The organism is Pseudomonas sp. ICMP 8385 (genome assembly GCF_002699915.1).
GTDB lineage: Bacteria > Pseudomonadota > Gammaproteobacteria > Pseudomonadales > Pseudomonadaceae > Aquipseudomonas > Aquipseudomonas gessardii.
This window is the reverse complement of record NZ_LKBY01000168.1, coordinates 126,755-147,356: the sequence shown is the minus strand read 5'-3', so window position 1 is coordinate 147,356 and position 20,602 is coordinate 126,755. Positions and strand designations below refer to the sequence as shown.

The 20,602-nt window shown below is 60.7% G+C and carries 15 protein-coding genes; 8 read left to right on the top strand and 7 right to left on the bottom strand.

Features of this window, described 5'->3' with window-relative positions; translation table 11 throughout:
• Nucleotides 1-2 precede the first annotated feature (2 nt).
• Nucleotides 3-281, bottom strand: a complete 279-nt coding sequence (locus AO268_RS31945) for a helix-turn-helix domain-containing protein (RefSeq protein ID WP_076963090.1) — start codon at nucleotides 279-281, stop codon at nucleotides 3-5.
• The gene (locus tag AO268_RS31940) at nucleotides 278-811 is read right to left on the bottom strand and encodes a hypothetical protein (RefSeq protein ID WP_099170886.1); all 534 of its coding nucleotides are present in this window, start codon (nucleotides 809-811) and stop codon (nucleotides 278-280) included. The genes AO268_RS31945 and AO268_RS31940 overlap by 4 nt, the downstream gene beginning before the upstream one ends.
• A gap of 275 nt (nucleotides 812-1,086) precedes the next feature.
• Between AO268_RS31940 and AO268_RS31935 the strand changes: the two genes are divergently transcribed.
• Entirely contained in the window at nucleotides 1,087-2,355 is a 1,269-nt protein-coding gene (locus AO268_RS31935; RefSeq protein WP_099170885.1) for an autotransporter outer membrane beta-barrel domain-containing protein, read from the top strand.
• Between the two features lie 78 nt (nucleotides 2,356-2,433).
• On the opposite strand, the gene oadA is transcribed toward AO268_RS31935, so the two are convergent.
• A complete protein-coding gene (gene oadA / locus AO268_RS31930; protein WP_076963087.1) occupies nucleotides 2,434-4,242 on the bottom strand; it encodes a sodium-extruding oxaloacetate decarboxylase subunit alpha in 1,809 nt (602 codons plus the stop codon).
• Between the two features lie 11 nt (nucleotides 4,243-4,253).
• Nucleotides 4,254-5,669, bottom strand: coding sequence for an acetyl-CoA carboxylase biotin carboxylase subunit (locus AO268_RS31925; RefSeq protein WP_029290035.1), 1,416 nt, complete (start codon nucleotides 5,667-5,669; stop codon nucleotides 4,254-4,256).
• 194 nt (nucleotides 5,670-5,863) lie between these two features.
• Between AO268_RS31925 and AO268_RS31920 the strand changes: the two genes are divergently transcribed.
• On the top strand, nucleotides 5,864-6,838 hold the full coding sequence (locus tag AO268_RS31920) for a LysR family transcriptional regulator (protein WP_076963086.1): 975 nt from the start codon (nucleotides 5,864-5,866) through the stop codon (nucleotides 6,836-6,838).
• Here the strand turns inward: AO268_RS31920 and AO268_RS33465 are convergent.
• From AO268_RS33465 to AO268_RS31905, 3 genes are all read right to left on the bottom strand, one after another.
• A complete protein-coding gene (locus AO268_RS33465; protein ID WP_076963085.1) occupies nucleotides 6,768-6,965 on the bottom strand; it encodes a PA3496 family putative envelope integrity protein in 198 nt (65 codons plus the stop codon). The two genes, AO268_RS31920 and AO268_RS33465, sit on opposite strands and share 71 nt — an antisense overlap.
• 223 nt (nucleotides 6,966-7,188) lie before the next feature.
• Entirely contained in the window at nucleotides 7,189-8,055 is an 867-nt protein-coding gene (gene hexR, locus AO268_RS31910) for a transcriptional regulator HexR (RefSeq protein ID WP_029290040.1), read from the bottom strand.
• A 162-nt stretch (nucleotides 8,056-8,217) separates the two neighbouring features.
• The gene (locus AO268_RS31905) at nucleotides 8,218-11,091 is read right to left on the bottom strand and encodes an EAL domain-containing protein (RefSeq protein WP_076963084.1); all 2,874 of its coding nucleotides are present in this window, start codon (nucleotides 11,089-11,091) and stop codon (nucleotides 8,218-8,220) included.
• Between the two features lie 279 nt (nucleotides 11,092-11,370).
• On the opposite strand from AO268_RS31905, the gene uvrD reads away from it, so the two are divergent.
• The 6 genes from uvrD to AO268_RS31875 all read left to right on the top strand — a co-directional run bounded on the left by uvrD (nucleotide 11,371) and on the right by AO268_RS31875 (nucleotide 20,458).
• Complete coding sequence (gene uvrD, locus AO268_RS31900) at nucleotides 11,371-13,554, top strand: DNA helicase II (protein WP_099170884.1); 2,184 nt, start codon at nucleotides 11,371-11,373, stop codon at nucleotides 13,552-13,554.
• A 224-nt stretch (nucleotides 13,555-13,778) separates the two neighbouring features.
• Nucleotides 13,779-14,654, top strand: a complete 876-nt coding sequence (locus AO268_RS31895; RefSeq protein ID WP_099170883.1) for a Tim44 domain-containing protein — start codon at nucleotides 13,779-13,781, stop codon at nucleotides 14,652-14,654.
• 183 nt (nucleotides 14,655-14,837) lie between these two features.
• Nucleotides 14,838-15,335, top strand: a complete 498-nt coding sequence (locus AO268_RS31890) for an RNA polymerase sigma factor (RefSeq protein WP_038444572.1) — start codon at nucleotides 14,838-14,840, stop codon at nucleotides 15,333-15,335.
• A gap of 43 nt (nucleotides 15,336-15,378) precedes the next feature.
• Nucleotides 15,379-16,359 (top strand): FecR family protein, encoded by a 981-nt coding sequence (locus AO268_RS31885; RefSeq protein WP_257154496.1) that lies wholly within the window; start codon nucleotides 15,379-15,381, stop codon nucleotides 16,357-16,359.
• Nucleotides 16,360-16,494: 135 nt separating this feature from the next.
• A complete protein-coding gene (locus AO268_RS31880; RefSeq protein ID WP_099170882.1) occupies nucleotides 16,495-19,611 on the top strand; it encodes a TonB-dependent receptor domain-containing protein in 3,117 nt (1,038 codons plus the stop codon).
• Nucleotides 19,612-19,699: 88 nt separating this feature from the next.
• The gene (locus tag AO268_RS31875; RefSeq protein ID WP_076963080.1) at nucleotides 19,700-20,458 is read left to right on the top strand and encodes a Slam-dependent surface lipoprotein; all 759 of its coding nucleotides are present in this window, start codon (nucleotides 19,700-19,702) and stop codon (nucleotides 20,456-20,458) included.
• Nucleotides 20,459-20,602 lie beyond the last annotated feature (144 nt).

Sequence of the window (20,602 nt, the reverse complement as noted above, 5' to 3'; positions counted from 1 at the left end):
ACTCAGCTCAACGACCGCCGAACCTTGACCACGCCCATCTGCAAGCCGAACGGCCGGAACACCGCGTTCAACGACTTGAGCGTCTGATTGCCCTCGCCGTGCTCGATATGCACCAGGGTGCGCAGGGAAATCTTGCACATCCTGGCGAATTGGCTCTGGTGCAGGCCAGTGACTTCCACCCGTAGCCGGCGCACGGCTTCGCCGATCTGCAGGGTGCCCTCGGCCAGGCCCTGTTCCACGCTCTGGATCAACAAGGCGCGGGTATCCATGCTGACAGTCATCTGAGCCCCCATTGCTGTAGACGTTGGTCCAGCTTGCCGAGCGCAATGGCCGGGTGATTGAGGGTGACCGCTGGCAAACCATTGGCCACCAGGATGTCGGGCAATGCCCGCAAGTGATCGGCATCCGCTCGCAACCGTTCAAAAGCCTGCTCGGGATCAACCAGATCGGCCAGCGCCGTGCAGAGACCGAGTAAAAACAAGTCCATACTGACATTGTCCGGCTTGCTCTGACCTACTCGCTTGAGCAAAAAGCGCTTCGCCGCACCTGCCGGCGCAATATCGTGCAAGAACGCGGGGGCCATCTTCAAGAAACTGATATCCCACTCCAAAGGGAACCGGCCACTCACGGCGTTGGAGAATGCCCGTTGAATGTCATCGAGGTTCTCGACCAGATAATCCTGGCGATAATGAAACCGACAAGGCCCATCGAAGCCTTGCTGCGGCTCGGAAAACTCCAGCCGCATGGCGTCATGCCAATGGCCCTCCTTGAAGATCTGTAGCATGAATGTGTAAGGCGTTTCCATTTGCAATTTAATGCATCCTCAAGAGCTTATGCACAGCTTACTCTGCAATATAGTGCATTTATCTCGACGCGACGAACTCAATTAACGCATTAAAATGCATTTATCACGGATGACTTCGGTCAAATACGCAATAAAATACACACCCCTCCAGACCACAACCCCTACGCCTTGATTCTTCTGGCACCGAAGACCTCTCCCGCAAACCGCAAACGCTCACCCTGACAGTTATCCCTCCAGCGCCTCGATAAATTCCCCGCCTCACATATCAGAGGTCGGACCCTATGCCCCGCACATCCAAGCGACTCGCCCTTGTCATCACCTTCACGCTGAGTCTTTTCAGCATTCAATTGGCCGTGGCACGCGGGGATATGGAGCCGCCGAGCGACCATGACCCTGCCTACCCAGAACCGGCCACGCCGTTCTATTTTGTCGATTACGCCACCACCGGCAATGGCCGGGGCGTGGCCCAGGTGCTGGACCGTGCAGTGGATGCTTTGCTGGAGTCAGACAACCTGAGCGTGCGCGAGCAGTATCTGATTGCAGATGACGCCCGTTATATGGGCAACCTGGCCCCCGGAAGAATCGGCGCGGTGCTTGAGCAACTGGCCGCCAGCCAGAACGCCAACCTGGGCAGCGCCACCCATAACAGCCTCAAGCCTGTGCAGGCCAGCCTGCTGTCAGCCATGGGCGACGTGAACAGCGACGCCGCTGGCCGCTTCTGGCTGCAAGGCCTGGGCAACGCCGGCAGCCTGGACGGCCAGCACGGCGCGGCCGATTTGCAGCAGCGCACCCAAGGCCTGGTGCTGGGCGCCGATTGGGCCGTGGACCACGCCTGGCGCGCAGGGGTCATGGGGGCCAAGACCACCAGCGACCTCAGCGCCAAACGCTTCAAGGCTGCACTGGACAGCTGGCACCTGGGGGCTTATGCGGTGCGCCAGGACGGGCCGCTGGCGCTGCGCCTGGGGGCGATCTACAGCAACCACGCCGGGCTGAACAAGCGCAGTGTCGATTTTGATTTCATCGATTACCGAGAGCAGCTCAAGGGCAAGTACACCGCCCAGAGCCAGAATATCTTCAGCGAACTGGGCTATCGCGTGGACTCCGGCAGTTTCGCCGCCGAACCATTCGCCGGCGTGGGCTTTCAGCGCTACCACCGCGAACGCTTCAAGGAAAAAGGCGGCCTCAGCGCCCTTAACGTCGGCGAACAGACCCAACAAAACCTCAGCAGCACCTTGGGCCTGCGCCTGACCAGCCTCTATACCCTGGACAACCAGATGACCCTCAAACCCCACCTCAGTGCAAGCTGGAAGCACCTGTACGGCAATGTCGGCAGCCGCGTGCGCCAGTCCTCGGCCTGGGTGGACAGGTCGGTGTTCAACAGCGACTTCACCATCGAAGGCACGGCCCTGGACCGCAATAGCCTGGCCCTGCAAGCCGGGCTGGGGCTCGGTATGTCGACCACGCAAAGCGTGGGCCTGACCTATACCGGCGACTTTGGCGCCCGCAGCAGCAACCAGGCCGTGATGGGCCAATGGACCCTGGCCTTCTGATTTCGCACGTTTTGCAGGCGAAAAAAAGGGGGCAACATTGCCCCCCGAGGATTAAACGGTAGTGTCGAAGGCTGGAGATCAGCCTTCGATTTCGATCAGGATTTCGCCCGGGTTGACCCGGTCGCCCTTGGCCACGTGAACGGCGCTGACCTTGCCGGCGATGGCCGCCTGTACTTCGGTCTCCATCTTCATCGCTTCGGTGATCAGCACGGCCTGGCCGGCCTTGACCACATCGCCTTCCTTGACCAGCACATCGACGATATTGCCCGGCATCGCCGTGCTGACATGGCCCGGCGCGCTGGCTTGCTTACGCTTGCTGGTGCCGCCGCCGACGAATTCGTTGAGCGGCTCGAACACCACTTCTTCCGGCATGCCGTCGATGGACAGGTAGAAGTGGCGCTTGCCTTCGGCCTTGACGCCGACACCGGTGATATCCACGCGGTAGCTTTCGCCATGCACGTCGATAACGAACTCGGTCGGTACACCTTCGCCACCGGCACGGGCCACGCCGCCGGCTTCGGGGATCGGCAGCAGCACTTCCGGGCTCAGGGTGCCGGCTTCACGCTCTTCGAGGAACTTGCGCCCGATGTCCGGGAACATCGCATAAGTCAGCACATCTTCTTCGGACTTGGCCAAGGTGCCGATTTCACCACGCAGCTTGGTCATTTCCGGCTTGAGCAGGTCGGCCGGGCGCACGTCGATCACGTCTTCGCTGCCGATGGCCTGGCGCCGCAGTTTCTCGTCCACCGTGCCTGGTGCCTTGCCGTAGCCGCCTTGCAGATACAGCTTCACTTCGTTGGTGATGGTCTTGTAGCGCTCGCCGGCCAGCACGTTGAAGAACGCCTGGGTGCCGACGATCTGCGAGGTTGGCGTCACCAGCGGCGGGAAGCCGAGGTCTTCACGCACCCGCGGGATTTCCGCCAGCACTTCGCTCATGCGGTTGAGGGCGCCCTGCTCCTTCAACTGGTTGGCCAGGTTGGAAATCATCCCGCCCGGCACCTGGTTGACTTGCACGCGGGTGTCGACCGCAGTGAATTCGCTTTCAAACTGGTGGTACTTCTTGCGCACGGCGTAGAAGTACAGGCCGATTTCCTGTAGCAGTTCCAGGTCCAGGCCGGTGTCGAACTCGCTGCCTTTGAGGGCGGCGACCATCGACTCGGTGCCCGGGTGGCTGGTGCCCCAGGCGAAGCTGGAGATGGCGGTGTCGATATGGTCGGCACCGTTTTCGATGGCCTTGAGTTGGCACATCGCGGCCAAACCCGCTGTGTCATGGGAGTGGATAAAGATCGGCAGGCTCTGCTCGGCCTTCAGCGCCTTGACCAGCTCGCCGGTGGCGTACGGGGTCAGCAGGCCGGCCATGTCCTTGATCGCCACCGAGTCGCAACCCATGGCCTCCATTTGCTTGGCCTGGGCCACAAACGCCTCGATGGTGTGCACCGGGCTGGTGGTGTAGGCGATGGTGCCCTGGGCGTGCTTGCCCGCCGCTTTCACCGCTTCGATGGCCACCCGCAGGTTACGCACGTCGTTCATCGCATCGAAGATGCGGAACACGTCGATGCCATTCACCGCCGCCTTGGCCACGAAGGCCTTGACCACGTCGTCGCTGTAATGGCGGTAGCCCAGCAGGTTCTGCCCACGCAGGAGCATTTGCAGGCGCGTGTTGGGCAACGCGGCGCGCAGTTTGCGCAGGCGCTCCCACGGGTCTTCTTTCAAGAAGCGTACGCAGGCGTCGAAGGTCGCGCCGCCCCAGACTTCCAGGGACCAGTAGCCGACTTTGTCGAGCTTGTCGCAGATCGGCAGCATGTCGTCGGTGCGCATGCGGGTAGCCAGCAACGATTGGTGGGCGTCGCGCAGGATGGTGTCGGTAACGAAGATCTTCTTGCTCATTGTTATATTCCTCACAGGCCTGCGTGGGCGGCGATGGCGGCGGCGATGGCCAGGGCCAGCTCTTCGGGTTTGCGCTTGATCGAGTAGTTGGTCAGCTCAGGGTGGCTTTCCACAAAACTGGTGTTGAACTGGCCGCTGCGGAATTCCGGGTTGCGCAGGATTTCCTGGTAGTAAGCGGCGGTGGTTTTCACGCCTTGCAGGCGCATATCGTCCAGGGCACGCAGGCCGCGGTCCATGGCTTCTTCCCAGGTCAACGCCCAGACCACCAGTTTCAGGCACATGGAGTCGTAGAACGGCGGGATGGTGTAGCCGGTGTAGATCGCCGTGTCGGTACGCACGCCAGGGCCGCCGGGGGCGTAGTAGCGGGTGATCTTGCCGAAGCTGGGGAGGAAGTTGTTCTTCGGGTCTTCGGCGTTGATACGGAACTGCAACGCAAAGCCACGGTGCTGGATATCTTCCTGTTTTACCGACAGCGGCAGGCCGGACGCGATGCGGATCTGCTCGCGAACGATATCAATGCCGGTGATTTCTTCGGTGATGGTGTGCTCCACCTGCACCCGGGTGTTCATTTCCATGAAGTACACCTCGCCCTCGGCGAGCAGAAACTCCACGGTGCCGGCGTTCTCATAGCCCACGGCCTTGGCCGCGCGCACCGACAGGTCGCCGATATAGGCGCGCTGCTCGGGAGTCAGTTGGGGGCTGGGGGCGATTTCGATGAGTTTCTGGTTACGACGCTGGATCGAGCAATCGCGCTCGAACAGATGCACCACGTTGCCAAAGCTGTCACCGAGGATCTGCGCCTCGATGTGCTTGGGGTTGACGATGCATTTTTCCAGGAACACTTCCGCCGAACCAAAGGCCTTGGTGGCCTCGGAGATCACGCGGGGGAAGGCTTGTTCGAGTTCTTCACGGCTGTTGCAGCGACGAATGCCGCGACCGCCACCACCGGAGGTGGCCTTGAGCATCACCGGGTAGCCGATGCGGTCGCCTTCGGTCAGCGCTTCGGCGATGTCAGCGACGTTGCCTTCGGTGCCGGGGGTGACCGGCACACCGGCCTTGATCATGCTGCGGCGCGCTTCGGTCTTGTCGCCCATGCGGCGAATCACTTCGGCCGATGGACCAATGAACTTGATCCCACGTTCGGCGCAGATATCCGCCAGTTCGGCGTTTTCCGACAGGAAGCCGTAGCCAGGGTGCAGCGCGTCGCAGCCGGTTTCCACGGCCAGGTTCACCAGCTTGCGCGGGTTCAGGTAACCGGCCAGGGGCTCGGCACCAATGCTGTGGGCCTCATCGGCGCGCTTGACGTGCAAGGCATGCCGGTCTGCGTCGGAATAGACCGCCACCGAACGGATCCCCATTTCGGCACAGGCCCGCACAATGCGGACGGCAATCTCACCACGGTTGGCGATCAGGATCTTTGTTATCACTTGGAAATTCCCTTGAGCCGATTGCTGCGTTCTTCGACCTGCTAGACCAGGTCGGCGCGTGACCAAATGTTTCAGGCCAGTCGCCAGACACACACTATGCGCACTTAGGGATTAACAAAAATCAATAATTATTGGGCCGTGTATAAGTAAAGCCTTATAGTTGACCCTACAGCCCCGGCGAGTTGCTTTGAACTATGCGTAAGTCATTGATGCGCCTTACATTACGGCAATTGCAGATCTTCAATGAGGTCTGTGATTTGCGCTCCTACAGCCGCGCCGCCGAGGAAATGTCCCTTACGCAGCCCGCCGTCAGCCTACAAATTCGCCAGCTCGAAGAGCTGATCGGCCAACCGCTGTTCGACTATGTGGGCAAAAAACTCTACATGACCGAAGCCGCCGAAGCCCTGCAACGGGCCAGCCGGGACATTTTCGGGCGCCTGGAAAACCTCGATATGCAGCTCTCGGACATGCAGGGCTCGCTGCAGGGGCAATTGAAGCTGGCGGTGGAGTCCAGCGCCAAATACTTCGTGCCGCACTTGTTCGCGGCCTTCAAGCGCCAGCACCCGGAGGTGCAGTTGCACCTGACGGTGGTCAACCGCGCCCAGGTGATCCGCCGGCTCTCAGACAATCGTGATGACCTGGTGATCATGTCCATGGTGCCCCAGGACATGGGCCTGGAGTTCCTGCCGTTTCTCAATAACCCGATTGTGGCGGTGGCCCCGCCGGACCATCCACTGAGCCTGCAAGGCCCATTGCGCCTGCAGGACCTGGAGCCTTATACGCTGCTGCTGCGCGAACCGGGTTCCGGGACGCGGTTGGCCTGCGAGGAGTATTTCAAGGAAAAACGCGTGCACTTCACCCAGACGGTGGAAGTGGCGTCGGCCGAGGCGCAACGTGAGTGCGTGGTGGCGGGGTTGGGCGTGGCGCTGCTGACGCGCCACGCCCTGAACCTGGAACTGGCCACCGGCGGGCTCAAGGAGCTGCCGGTGGAAGAGCTGCCGCTGTACCGCAGCTGGTGCCTGGTGCAGGCCAAGGCCAAGCGCCTGTCACCGGTGGCCCATGCGTTCCTGGGCTTTATCCGCAGCGAGCGGGTGCAGATCAGCGCGCTGGCTGAACGCTTCGCTGGGCAGCCGCGGATGCCTGCCAGTGCAGCTCCGGGTAGTCACTGATGCTTTGCTGTAATTGGCGCTGTTCGCAGCGATCTTCAATTGCACGCCGGAACGCCATGCGGCGCTGGTCTTCCTGCTGACGACGGGTCTTGACGGTGCTGGTGCTGTCTTCGTAGTGCCGGGCCATTTCGAGTCTCCCAATGCGAGTACGGGGAGTTCAGGATGGGCGCGGGGGATGACGGTTTGGCGGCGTGGGGGTTACAGGACGATGAATCTTCTTAATATGCGCAAGATCCAAATGTGGGAGCGGGCTTGCTCGCGATAGCGGTGAGCCAGACGCCTGATATGTTGACTGATCCACCGTTCATCGCGAGCAAGCCCGCTCCCACATTTTTGACTGTGTGTAACCTTCAGTCGTCGAGGGCTTTGACCGATTTGGGCGAGAGACGCAGGCTGCGCAAGCTGCGTTTGACGCTCTTGAGGTGGTTGACCAGGCTCGGCCCGCGCGCCATGGCCACGCCCATTGCCAGCACGTCGATCACCACCAGGTGGGCGATGCGCGAGGTCAGCGGGGTGTAGATCTCGGTGTCTTCGTGCACATCGATCGCCAGGTTGACCGTGGACAGTTCCGCCAAGGGCGTCTGGCTCGGGCACAAGGTGATCAGCGACGCGCCGCTTTCACGCACCAGATTGGCGGTGATCAGCAAGTCCTTGGAGCGGCCCGACTGGGAAATACAGATCGCCACGTCGGTGGGCTTCAACGTCACCGCCGACATCGCCTGCATGTGCGGGTCGCTGTAGGCCGCCGCCGTCAGCAGCAGGCGGAAGAATTTGTGCTGGGCATCCGCCGCCACCGCGCCGGAGGCACCAAAGCCATAGAACTCCACGCGCTGGGCCTGGGACATGGCCGTCACGGCTTTTTGCAGCTCGATCGGGTCGAGCTTTTCCCGCACTTCCATCAGGGTGTGCAGGGTGGTATCGAAAATTTTCAGACTGTAGTCGGCGACGGAGTCGTCTTCGTGGATCGCAAACTGCCCGAAGCTGGCACCGGCCGCCAGGCTCTGGGCCAGTTTCAGCTTCAAGTCCTGGAACCCCGAGCAACCGATAGCGCGGCAGAAGCGCACGATGGTCGGCTCGCTGATCCCCACGCTGTGGGCCAGATCAGCCATGGAGCTGTGCATCACGGCCGCAGGGTCAAGCAGCACGTGATCGGCAACCTTGAGTTCCGATTTGCGTAACAGGTGGCGCGACTGGGCGATATGTTGCAACAGGTTCAAAGGGCAGGACTCTTGTTATTGGCAGGCGCCAGGGATGTAGCAAGCTTGTAGTTATACTACAAGAATTGCCGATTTGCCCGTTCGATGCATCACTAAATCACCCTGTTGCCCCCTGAATCAGCGGGCAAGCGCAATGTAGCCCTGGATGCGGCCTTGGATACACTAAGGAAAATCTGCATTTTTCCGTAACAAATCTGCCAGCCCTTCGGCCTCCATCGGACGACTGATCAAGTAGCCCTGCACCTCGTCACACTGTTCGGCCCTGAGGAAATCCAGCTGCTGCTGATCCTCCACGCCCTCGGCCACCACTTTGAGCGCCAAGCCATGGGCCATGGCGATGATCGCCCGGGTAATCGCCAGGTCTTCACGCCCCTGGCCCAGGCCACGGATAAAGGTCTGGTCGATCTTCACGTAATCCACTGGGATGCGCTTGAGGTAGCTGAGGGACGAATAGCCGGTGCCAAAGTCGTCGATGGCCAGCTTCACCCCCAAGTCCCGCAATTGCTGGAAGGTGGCGATGATGTGCTCGACGCTGTCGAGCAACTGGCTTTCGGTCAGTTCCAGCTCCAGGTATTGCGGCGCCAGCCCGGTTTCGCCCAGCACCTGGCGCACCAGGCTCACCAGCTTGCCCTGGCGCAGTTGATGCACCGACAGGTTGACCGAGACCCGGATCGGCGCCAGGCCCTGGCGCTGCCATTCACACGCCTGCCAGCAGGCCTGGCGCAGCACGAACTCGCCCAATGGCACGATCAGCCCGGTCTCTTCCGCCAGCCCGATAAAATCACCGGGCGGCACGCTGCCCCATTGCGGATGATCCCAACGCACCAGCGCCTCGGCGCCGGTCATCTTGCCGGTGACCAGGCACAGCTTGGGTTGGTAGAACACTTTCAATTGCCGCTCATCAATGGCTTTGCGCAGTTGGTTTTCCAGCTGCAAACGCTCAAGGGTGCTGGCCTGAAGGCTGTCGGTGTAAAACTGGAAGTTATTGCCGCCCAGGTGCTTGGCATGCTGCATGGCCATGTTCGACTGGCTGACCAGTGCGGAAATTTCCCGGGCGTTATCCGGTAACAGGCTGACACCCATTGAGGCGCTGACCACCAACTCATGCCCGTCCACCGTCATCGGCACGCGCAGTTTGGCCAACAGCCGGGTGGCCACCCGCGCCAGGCTCGACAAGCTGCCATAGGCGTCGAACAACACCGCGAATTCGTCGCCGGACAGCCGCGCAATGGTGTCGGCTTCCGGTAAGGCATTGATCAGGCGCCGGGCCATTTTCTGCAACAACTGGTCGGCGACTTCATGGCCCAGGCTGTCATTGAGCAGCTTGAAGCGGTCCAGGTTGATATGCAGCAACGCCAGGCTGCGGCCGCCCTGGCGCACCCGTTGATGGGCCTCGCGCAGGCGCTCGCGGAACAACGAGCGGTTGGCCAGGCCCGTCAGTTCGTCGTAATGAGTGAGGTAGCGCATGCGCTCCTCCGATTCGCGGCGGGCCGACAGATCGGCGAAAAAGCCTACGATATGGCTGACATTTCCCCGAACATCGCGCACCACGCTCAATTGCAGCCACTGGGGGTAGAGCTCGCCGTTCTTGCGCGCTTCCACCAGCTCGCCCTGCCAACTGCCGTGGCTCAACAAGGCCTGGCGAATTACCGGGAAGTGTCGGCGCGCGTCGCGGCTGCACGGCAACTCCACGACATTGCGCCCAAGCATGTCGTCGATATCAAAACCGGTGACGCGGCTAAAGGCCTGGTTGACGGCAATCAACACGTACTCCGGGTCCAGGATCACAATGCCTTCGCTGGCCGCCTCGAACACCGTCGACGCCAGCCGCAGTTGCTCTTCCAGCGCCTTGCCGACGCTGATATCGCGCCGGGTGCCGAGCATGCGCGTCACGCGCCCGCTGGCGGTACGCTCCACAGCGCGCCCACGGTCCTCGATCCACACCCAGCGCCCGTCGCCATGGCGCACGCGGTACTCCACCTGATAGTCCTCGCTGCGCCCCTTCAAGTGCCCCACCAGCGCGCGCTTGAGCAGCGGCAAGTCGTCCGGGTGCAGGCGTGGCTTGAGGTCGCGCAGCATCGCCGTGACGTACTCCGGCTCCAGGCCAAACAGTTCCTTGAGCCGGGTGTGGTGGACTTCATCGGTTTGCAGGTTCCAGTCCCACAAGCCCAGCTCGCTGGCCTGCAACGCCATGGCCAGGCGCGCCTCGCTTTTGCTCAGGGCCAGGCTGGCGGCGTCCAATTGCTGGCCGCGCTGCTCGACGCGCTGCTGCAGGCCGACCTGGGCCTGACGCAGTTCCTGCTCGACCTCGCGCCGCTGCTCGACCTCGCGCACCAGGTCCTGATTCAACTGCTCGCTGCGCTGGCGCGCCTGCTGCAAGTGCTCGATCAAGGCCTGGTTCTGGAACCGGCGCAGCAAACCGCGCTGGATCAGGCGGTTGACCTGCCATGCCACCAGGCTCAGGGACGCCAGCAGGATCAAGCCCAGGTAACTCCAGCCCTGTAATTGCGGTTCGCCGCTCCAGAACAGATAGAGGATGGTGGGCACCAGGCAGGGCAAGGCAAACGACAAAAACGCCGGGACGCTGACGGCATAGGCCACGCTGGCCGACAGGGTGGCCACGCCAATCAGGCCGAAGATCCAGGCCTGTTGCACAAAGCTGTCCAGTGGCACCAGGGCAATGGCCGCGCTCGCCAGGGTCAGGCCGCTGGCCGCCGAGCCCAGCATAAACATGCGCCGCCAGATCGGCTGGGCCTGCCGGCTGGGCAGGGCGCTATCGAAGGCCGCTACCTGGATCACGCGCAGCGCCACCAGGGCCAGCAACCACACCAACCAACTGCCGACCAGCACATAGCGCTGCGGGCTCCAGAGCAACCAGGCGCAGACCAGACCGTTAAGCAACATCAATAAAGTGGGGAGCAGCGACCCCTGGTACAACAGACGCGTACGCTCGACCGCCATCTCCATGGCGTAATGCTTGCGGATAACCTGCGCCGGCACGACAGAGGGGCCAGACAAGTCGGTGCTGAGGGTCATAGGCAGTGTTCTTATAATGGTGAGCCCGAAACGTCGACGGAGCATACACAAGCAGACGGGCAGACCAAACTGCTCTGGATCATAAAAATTCGCGAATAAACCTGCGCAAACCTTCGGGCCAGAGGGGCTTAACAAGACAGGGCGCGGGCTACAGGCGATGACTTACCGGTCATCACTATGGCTCCAACAGTGACCAATTGAAGATCGCCGGCGGTTTTTTGTGCCGACCACCGGGCAATGGGATTTGCCCCCCTCCCCCCGGCACCCTAGAATGCGTCGATGCGCGATGATCTCTCCCTTTTGCTGAACTCCCTCAACGATGCCCAACGCCAGGCCGTAGCCGCCCCCGTTGGCCGTCAGTTGGTCCTGGCCGGTGCTGGCTCCGGTAAAACCCGAGTGCTGGTGCACCGTATCGCCTGGTTGATCCAGGTCGAGAACGCGTCCCCGCATTCCATCCTGTCGGTGACGTTCACCAACAAGGCCGCTGCCGAGATGCGCCACCGCATCGAGCAGTTGATGGGCATCAGCCCGGCCGGAATGTGGGTCGGGACCTTCCACGGCCTGGCGCACCGCTTGTTGCGGGCCCACTGGCAGGAGGCGGGCCTGGCCCAGACCTTCCAGATTCTCGACAGCGATGACCAGCAACGCCTGGTCAAGCGGGTGATCCGCGAGCTGGGCCTGGATGAACAACGCTGGCCGGTGCGCCAGGCCCAGTGGTTTATCAACGGCCAGAAAGACGAAGGCCTGCGCCCGCAACATATCCAGGCCAGTGGCGACCTGTTCCTGGCCACCATGCGCAGCATTTATGAAGCCTATGAAGTGGCCTGCCAGCGTGCCGGCGTCATCGACTTCTCCGAACTGCTGCTGCGGGCCCTCGACCTGTGGCGCGACAACCCCGGCTTGCTGGCCCATTACCAGAAGCGCTTCCGGCACATTTTGGTGGACGAGTTCCAGGACACCAACGCCGTGCAGTACGCCTGGTTGCGCCTGCTGGCCAAGGGCGGCGACAGCCTGATGGTGGTGGGCGACGACGATCAGTCGATCTACGGCTGGCGTGGCGCGAAAATCGAGAACATCTACCAGTATTCCGACGACTTCCCCGACGCCGAGACCATTCGCCTGGAGCAGAACTATCGCTCCACCGCCGGGATCCTCAAGGCCGCCAACGCCTTGATCGCCAATAATACCGGGCGCCTGGGCAAGGAATTGTGGACCGACGGCGGCGAAGGCGAGGCGATCAACCTCTACGCGGCCTTCAACGAGCACGACGAAGCGCGCTACGTGGTGGAAACCATTGAAAGCGCCCTGAAAACCGGGCTGGCACGCAGCGATATCGCCATTTTGTACCGTTCCAACGCCCAGTCGCGGGTGCTGGAAGAGGCCTTGCTGCGCGAGCGTATCCCGTACCGTATCTACGGCGGCCAGCGCTTCTTCGAGCGCGCAGAAATCAAGAACGCCATGGCCTACCTGCGTTTGCTGGAAGGTCGCGGCAATGACGCCGCGCTGGAACGGGTGATCAACGTACCGGCGCGGGGCATCGGCGAGAAAACCGTCGAGGCGATCCGCGAGCATGCGCGTCACAGCGATGTGTCGATGTGGGAGGCCATGCGCCTGCTGATCGCCAATAAAGGCCTGACCGGCCGTGCTGCCGGGGCCTTGGGGGCGTTTGTCGAGCTGATCGACAACCTCGCCGCCAAATGCCTGGAAATGCCGCTGCACCTGATGACCCAGACCGTGATCGAGCAATCCGGCCTGATCGCTTATCACGAAGCGGAAAAAGGCGAGAAAGGCCAGGCCCGGGTAGAAAACCTTGAGGAACTGGTCAGCGCCGCCCGCGCCTTCGAGAACAGCGAGGAAGATGCCGACCTGTCGCCACTGGCGGCGTTCCTCGGCCACGCCTCCCTGGAAGCCGGCGATACCCAGGCCGACGAACACGAAGACAGCGTGCAACTGATGACCCTGCACAGCGCCAAAGGCCTGGAGTTCCCCTACGTGTTCCTGGTGGGCATGGAAGAAGGCCTGTTCCCGCACAAGATGAGCCTGGAAGAGCCCGGCCGCCTTGAAGAAGAGCGCCGCCTGGCCTATGTGGGCATCACCCGGGCCATGCAGAACCTGGTGATGACCTACGCCGAGACACGGCGCCTGTATGGCAGCGAGACCTACAACAAGGTGTCGCGTTTCGTACGGGAAGTGCCGAAAGGGCTGATTCAGGAAGTGCGCTTGTCCAATAGCGTCAGCCGGCCGTTTGGCGGGGGCCAGCAACAGAATTCCAGCAGCCTGTTTGCCGGTTCGGAAATTCCCGAGACCCCGTTCAGCCTTGGCCAGCAGGTCCGGCATGCGATCTTTGGCGAAGGGGTGATCCTCAACTTTGAAGGCGCCGGGGCCCAGGCTCGGGTGCAGGTGAACTTCGCCGAAGGCAGCAAGTGGCTGATGATGGGTTACGCCAAGCTCGAAGCGGTCTGATCGTTCCCACGCTCTGCGTGGGAACACTGCCCTGGACGCTCTGCGTCCGCTCTTGAAGGCGCCCTGCCCTTGTTTTTAGCAAGTACGGGCCAATATCTGTAATTAGTCCTACAGACCATTCCGAATAGGTCTTACGCAAAAGCCCGAAACATTATGCTGCTAGCCACTGCCTCTGCACCTGTGCAACATGGCGCGCGTGCAATCCACAAATGGGAATTCCCTTTATGAAACGTTTTCTTAGCATCGCCATGGCGTTGTGCATCGGCCTGACGATGAGCCTCGACGCCAACGCCAAACGCTTCGGTGGCGGTAAAAGCTCCGGCGCAGCGCCAAGCCACCAGACCAGCCAAATGGCCCCAGCCGCTGGCGGCATGGGCGGAGCGGCTGCCACCGCAGGTGCAGCCGGTGCCGCTGGCGCTGCTGCCAAGGCCGGCGGTGCTTCGCGCTGGTTGGGTCCGCTGGCCGGTATCGCTGCCGGCGGCCTGCTCGCTTCCATGTTCATGGGCGGCGGCTTCCAGGGCATGCAGATCTTCGACATCCTGATCATGGCGGTCATCGCCTTTGTGATCTTCCGCTTTATCGCCGCCCGTCGCCGCAAGCAGCAGGAGCACCTGGCTCCAGCCGGCGCGCCGATGCAGCGTGAAGTGTTCGAGCAGAAGCCTGCCATGGGTTCGATCTTCGGCGGCTCGGCGGCACCGGCTGCCGCCGCTCGTCCGGTGATCAACGCGCCAGCCTGGTTCAACGAAGAGCGTTTCGTCGAAGCGGCCCGCAACCACTTCCAGTCCCTGCAGCAACACTGGGACGCCAACGAAATGGACAAGATCGCCGAGTTCGTGACCCCGCAACTGCTGGAGTTCCTCAAGCGCGAACGCGCCGAGTTGGGCGACGCGTTCCAGTCGACCTATATCGACGACCTGCGCGTGCAACTGGAAGGTGTGGATGACCGCGCCGACAAGACCATCGCTACCCTGACCTTCAGCGGTACGTCGAAGACTTCGCGCTTCGACCAGGGCGAAGTGTTCAGCGAAAGCTGGAACATGGAACGTCCACAGGGCGAAAACCAGCCTTGGCTGGTAGCTGGTATCCGCCAGAACGGCTGATCCGCAAAGGCACACAGCCTGCTGTAACACACCCCGGTCGTGTGCAGTGCTCTTGGGAGCCTGCACAACCGGGGTGTTTTTTTGCCTGTGGAAAAGTCAGTGCGCAGTTTCGCTGGATTAATGAGAACGACTCTCATTATACTCGCCCTCCCCGGTTCTGCCCGAGCATAGGAAAGTGCCGCCGTGCTGGAAAAACTGTTCACTCAACATGCGCCTGCCTTGCATCGTTACCTGTTGCGCAAGAAATGCTCCCCAAGCCTGGCCTCGGACCTGGTGCAGGACACCTTCCTGCGCATCGCTCAGTTGGAGAGCCTGGAGCGCGTGCTGTGCGCACCGTCCTACCTGTTTCGGGTGGCGCACAACCTGATGATCGATCATCACCGCCGTTATGGTGAAAAGCGCTACGACAATGACCCCACCGCCTTCTTCGCCACCCTGGTCGATGAGACCAGTTGCCCCGAAGAACAGGCCCTCGGCGCACTGGAGCTGGAGCACCTGGAAAGCCTGCTGGAGCGCATGCCACCGCGTACCCGCGATGTGTTCATGCTGTGCCGGGTGGAGGGCATGACGCACAAAGAGACCGCGCGCTATTTACGGATATCCACAAGCTCTGTACAAAAACACATGGCAATGGCCCTGGCCAGGATTGGTCGGGCGCTGGAGCCTGGCCAAGAGGGCTGAGCCTTGTGTACGACAAAGAGCCAAAAGGTAAATAGACCGAACCGTGAACGCCTCCCCACACACTATCGACCCGGTAGAGCGCAAAGCTGCCGACTGGGTGATGCGCCATCGCCAAGGACAGCTTTCTGCACGTGAACTCGAGGCTTTTCAGCGCTGGCTGGCCGCCGACCCATTGCACGCCGCCGCCGCCGAGCGCGCCAACCGTGCGTGGCAGGCCACCGCCCAGCTTAAGCAACGCCCCGGTTATGTAAAACCCCAGCGCCCACCGCGTGCCGCCTGGCTGCGTATGCCGGTGGTCGGCGGCAGCGCCGTGGCTGCGCTGGCGCTGGGCTGCTGGATGCTGCTAGCGCCACCTTTCTGGGTCCAAGCCCTGAACAGCGACTATCACACCGGGTTTGGCGAAGTGCGCCAGATCACCCTGGCCGACGGCAGCCAGGTGCAACTGGGGAGCCACAGCATCCTGAACCTGGCCTACGACGACCAGACCCGCCGGGTGCTTCTGAGCCAGGGCGAGGCCGTGTTCAGCCCTGCGCCGATGAATGAACAGGAACGGCGCCCCTTCACTGTACAGGCGCCGGGGGCCGATATCACGGCGCGCGGCACGCGTTACCTGGTGGGGATCGGCAAGGATCGCGAAGGCTGGGTGGGTGTGCTGCAACACCGGGTCGAGGTCAACCTGACCCCCCACGGGCGCGATGAAGCCGCAGGCGCAGCCCTGCTGGAACAGGGCAACAGCCTGCACTTCAGCCCCAAGACGGGCCTGGTACCGCTGAACACCAGCCCCGAGGAACTGGCCAGTTGGCAGGAAGGCCGGCTGGTCTTCCAGCGCGAATCCCTGGCCGACGTCGCAGCCCACATCAACCGTTACCGACCCGGGCGGGTGCTGGTCAAGGGCGAGGCCCTGCGCAACGTACGGGTCAGCGCAGTAATGCGCCTGGATAACCTCGATGCCGCGCTTGAACGCCTGGTGGCGCAAGTCCACGGGCGCATGGTTAACCTGCCTGGGTTGACGCTGATCTACTGAGCGGCCTCACGCCGCGAAAACTTCAAAATCAGATAAAAAACTATATTAATAGATCATAACGATCTATCGCGTTTTTGCAGCTGGGCCGTTTCTACTACATGTGAATAAATCTTATTTACTTTAGTGAGGCCGGTTTTGCAGACGCAAGAAAACAACAAAAAGCGCAAGGCAACAAAACGCACCCGACTGAGCCTGGGGATTCAGTTGGCCGCCATTGCGCTGGTCGCCGATGCCACGACCATCAGCCCGGTGCTGGCAGCGCCAGCCGCAAGCGCCAACCACGCCCCGGCCACTGACGTACACAACTTCGACGTGCCCACCCTGGCGCTGGATCAAGCCTTGGTCCTGCTGGCGCGCCAGGCCGGTGTCGAGCTGTATCTGGGCAGCAACGACTTCACCAACAGCTACGGCAACCCGGTCAAGGGTCGCCTGTCCCTGGACGCTGCGCTGCAAACACTGCTGGCCAACCAAGGGGTCAGCTACAGCCTCACCGGCTCAGCCGAGCGCCCGATCATCCAGGTGCAATCGGCACCCAATTCGACGGGGATCCAGGCTGGCGACCTGCATCCGACCTACGTCATGGGCATGGAAGGCAAGCAGTCCCGCGACGAAAAGGGCTACAACGATATCTACGATCAGGACATCTCCTCGGTGTATGCCGGCAAGGAGCAGATCGAACGCTACAAAGGCGCGGCCCCCGCCGATATGTTCAAGGGCATGCTCAACGTGTACAGCGGCGATTCGCGCAACAGCGGCGCACTGGACCCGAACATCCGCGGCATCCAGGGCCCTGGCCGCGTGCCCCTGACCATCGACGGCACCGAACAGGCAATCACCGCTTATCGCGGCTACATGGGCGCCAACAACCGTAACTATATCGACCCCAACCTGATCGGCAGTATCAAGGTGCTCAAGGGGCCGAACCTGGAGCGTAACGTCTACAGCGGCATTGGCGGCGCGGTGGTGGCCAGCACCCTAAACGTCGACGACGTGCTCAAGCAGGACCAGGAATATGGTGGCGAACTTAAAATCGAAGGCAGCAACAACTCGGTGTCGCCCAAACTGCCGACGCTGATGACCGGGCAAATGCCCAGCCCCGGCTATGAGTACTCACCCATCAGGGGCTATTACGATCACTCGCTGTACAAACACCCACGTACCAGCAGCAGTAACAAACTGCTGTCCAGCGATGACTCCGCCTACCGCCTGGCACTGGCCACGCGCCAGGAAAAATTCGAACTGCTGGCAGCCTACGCCTTGCGTGAAAAAGGCAACCACTACGCGGGTAAGAACAAGAGCGGCTTCTATTCCAGCGGCAAGCAAGTCAACGGCGAGTTTGACTACATTCCCAACCTCGCCACTATCTACAAACCGGGCGATGAAGTGCCCAACACCTCCAGCAAGATGGAGTCCTGGCTGGGCAAGGCCAAACTCAAGATTGATGAAAACCAGTCCCTGGAATTCGGCTATCGCGACACCGATGCGCTGTACGGCGAGATCCTGCCATCACGGATCTCGTTCTTTAAACCCGGCACGACTTACGACGCCGCCACCAACGGCGTGCCGCAATGGCCGTTGAGCCATGTGCAAAGCAAAGCCTACAACCTGGAATACAACCTCAAGCCCGAAGGCAACCCGTGGGTGGATTTCTATTCCAACCTGTGGATGACCAACACCCGTAGCGATACCTACAGCAGCGGTGGCGTGCCCAATCAAACCACCATCGCCGACCCGGTGTACCGTAATACCGCCCTGGCCAACGCCAAGCATGATCGGGTCGGCCTGACCGCAAGCAATAAGTTTAAGTTGCTTGATAGCCTCGATCTGACCCTGGGTGGTAGTTATCAGCATGAAAAGTTGGGCTCGAACGACAACTATTACGACCCTATCATCAGCGACACGTTGCGCATGTACCCTCGGGCCGGACGCCGCGAGGAACAGGAATACAACTTCAAATTCGACTGGCGGCCCGTGAGTTTTGCCAAGTTTGAGGCGGGGATGCGTTATTCGTCTTATTGGGCATTTGATGACTACTTGAAAAGTGCCCAAGACAAGAGTGGGGTCACAACACAACTTGAAGAAACCGGGCGGCAGGTGGATTACACCACGCGAAAGACGCTGACCGAGTCCGAGTGGCAAGCCGACATTGATCGACAAATTGCAAACAACAAAGTTTTCTGGGATATGTTTGATACCCCGGAGTCGGAGCGTCAGGAGATAATTGACGTAATCAAACAACAAACACCACGTGTGCAAGACACTCAGCACAAGGCGGATTGGGCGAGTGACGCAAAAGGTCGTTATTCACGCGATAACAATCCATGCATTAATGGATTGAGTGCAGGCGAAAATATTATTTCCTGCAGCGCTTCCGGAAACGGCGAGGGCTACGAAAAAGATATCAAAGCCAAACACCAGAAAGACAGTGGCTGGACACCTTCGCTTTCTGCAACGTTCTATACCTCGGAAAATGGCCGGGTCTACCTGCGCTACAGCGAGGCCATCCGTTACCCAAGCATGTTTGAAAGCACCATTGGCTTTTCCTCATCGGTCAACCCCTGGGGGCTTGAGCCAGAACATGCGCATAACTACGAAGCCGCCTACATCCATAACCTGGCCGGCTGGGGTGGCAGTGAAAGCGCTGACATCAAGCTGAGCTATTACTACAACACTACAAAAAACGTGATCGAACGCGACCCACAACTGCGCTTCAGTAACCTTGAGAAGCAAGTCACTTCCGGCGTGGAGTTCCAGGGTCGCTACGATAACGGACGTTTTTTCACCGATATGAGTATCGGCCATGTCCTGAAAAACAGAGTCTGCGATGAAAACTCGGCGGTCTCCGTCAGCACCGACGGCAGTACCCCCAACTGCGTGGATGACGGTTTTGTAGGTGGATACCTGGTGAGCATGGCAATGCCAGAGTGGACTGCCAACCTCGGGTTAGGTGCGCGCTTCCTTGATCGCAAACTGGAAGTGGGCGGACGGGCTATTTATTACCGCCAACATGAAAACAAGTTCTATGACAACTACCCCAACAGCGCCATGGTCAGTTATTACCTGAATACGCCCATGTCATGGGACAAGATCATCACGTATGACGCCTACGTTAACTACAAATTGACCGATGACGCATCCGTCGAGTTAACCGGCACCAACTTGAGCAACCTTTATTACATCGACCCACTGACGCGTTCGGCCATGCCCGCGCCCGGTCGAACGTTAAAACTCGCTTTCACCACTACTTTTTAAGTTTGGAGGTACTGCATGGGAGGCTAAAGAAGAAATTGGCAAACGCTTGACGTGTTGACTTAATTTAAATCACTCAATGGATGATGAAATGAAATCTTTCAACTACACAGTATTGGCAGTGGCACTTCTGGGTCTAGCCGGCGTTGCCCAGGCAGACACTTCTTCCGCGCAAAGTTACACCGGTACTATCGTCGTCGGCGGCACGGGCGCCACATCGCCTAACCACCCAAGCTCGCCAGGCCAGCCCGCCGTGGGCGTCCTCGCGTTCTACGGTGGCGCAAAAGTGCCGTTCAGCGGCCTCAAAGGCATGGTGGCCACTGACACCAATGGGGTGACAACCATTACCCCGGCAATGATGCCAGCCTCTCACTCCGCCCTTGGCAACTTCGACTTCAAACAAGTCGCCAACCAGCAGGTGTACTACGGCGAATGGTCGCAGACCGGCGCCACCAACGACCCGACCCGTGTCGTGTACTACTCTGGCGACACCACCGGCCGTGTATTGCCAACAGCCAACGTGACCTATGCAGTACAGGGCATCAACAACTACTCCGGGGCGAATGTGCTGTCTGGCGACCTGACCGCCTCGTTCGGCAACGCGACACCCACCTTGACCGGCTCGCTGAGCAACAGCGCGCTTAAAGTTCAAGTCACCGCAGCCATCGACACCGCCACCGCAGGCTTCGCCGGTACTGCCCAGGCGCGTAATACCGCAACCAATGCACTGCTTTCGTCCGGCACCTCACAAGGCAGCTTCTTCGGCGCAGGCTCTACCGCGTCGCTGGCCGGTATCGCCAAGTTCACCGACCGCAACTACGACACCGCCTTCGGTGGCGTCGCCAAGTAATCGCCCGTTGAACCTGTTGTAGCACCACCCAAGCAAGTGCCTGCCCCCAGGCACTTGCTTTTGGCGTTTTGAAGCGATCCCGAGAGCCCGGTAATGCCCCAGCCCTACTGCATGCGATCCCTTACGCTCCACGTTCTGCCCTTT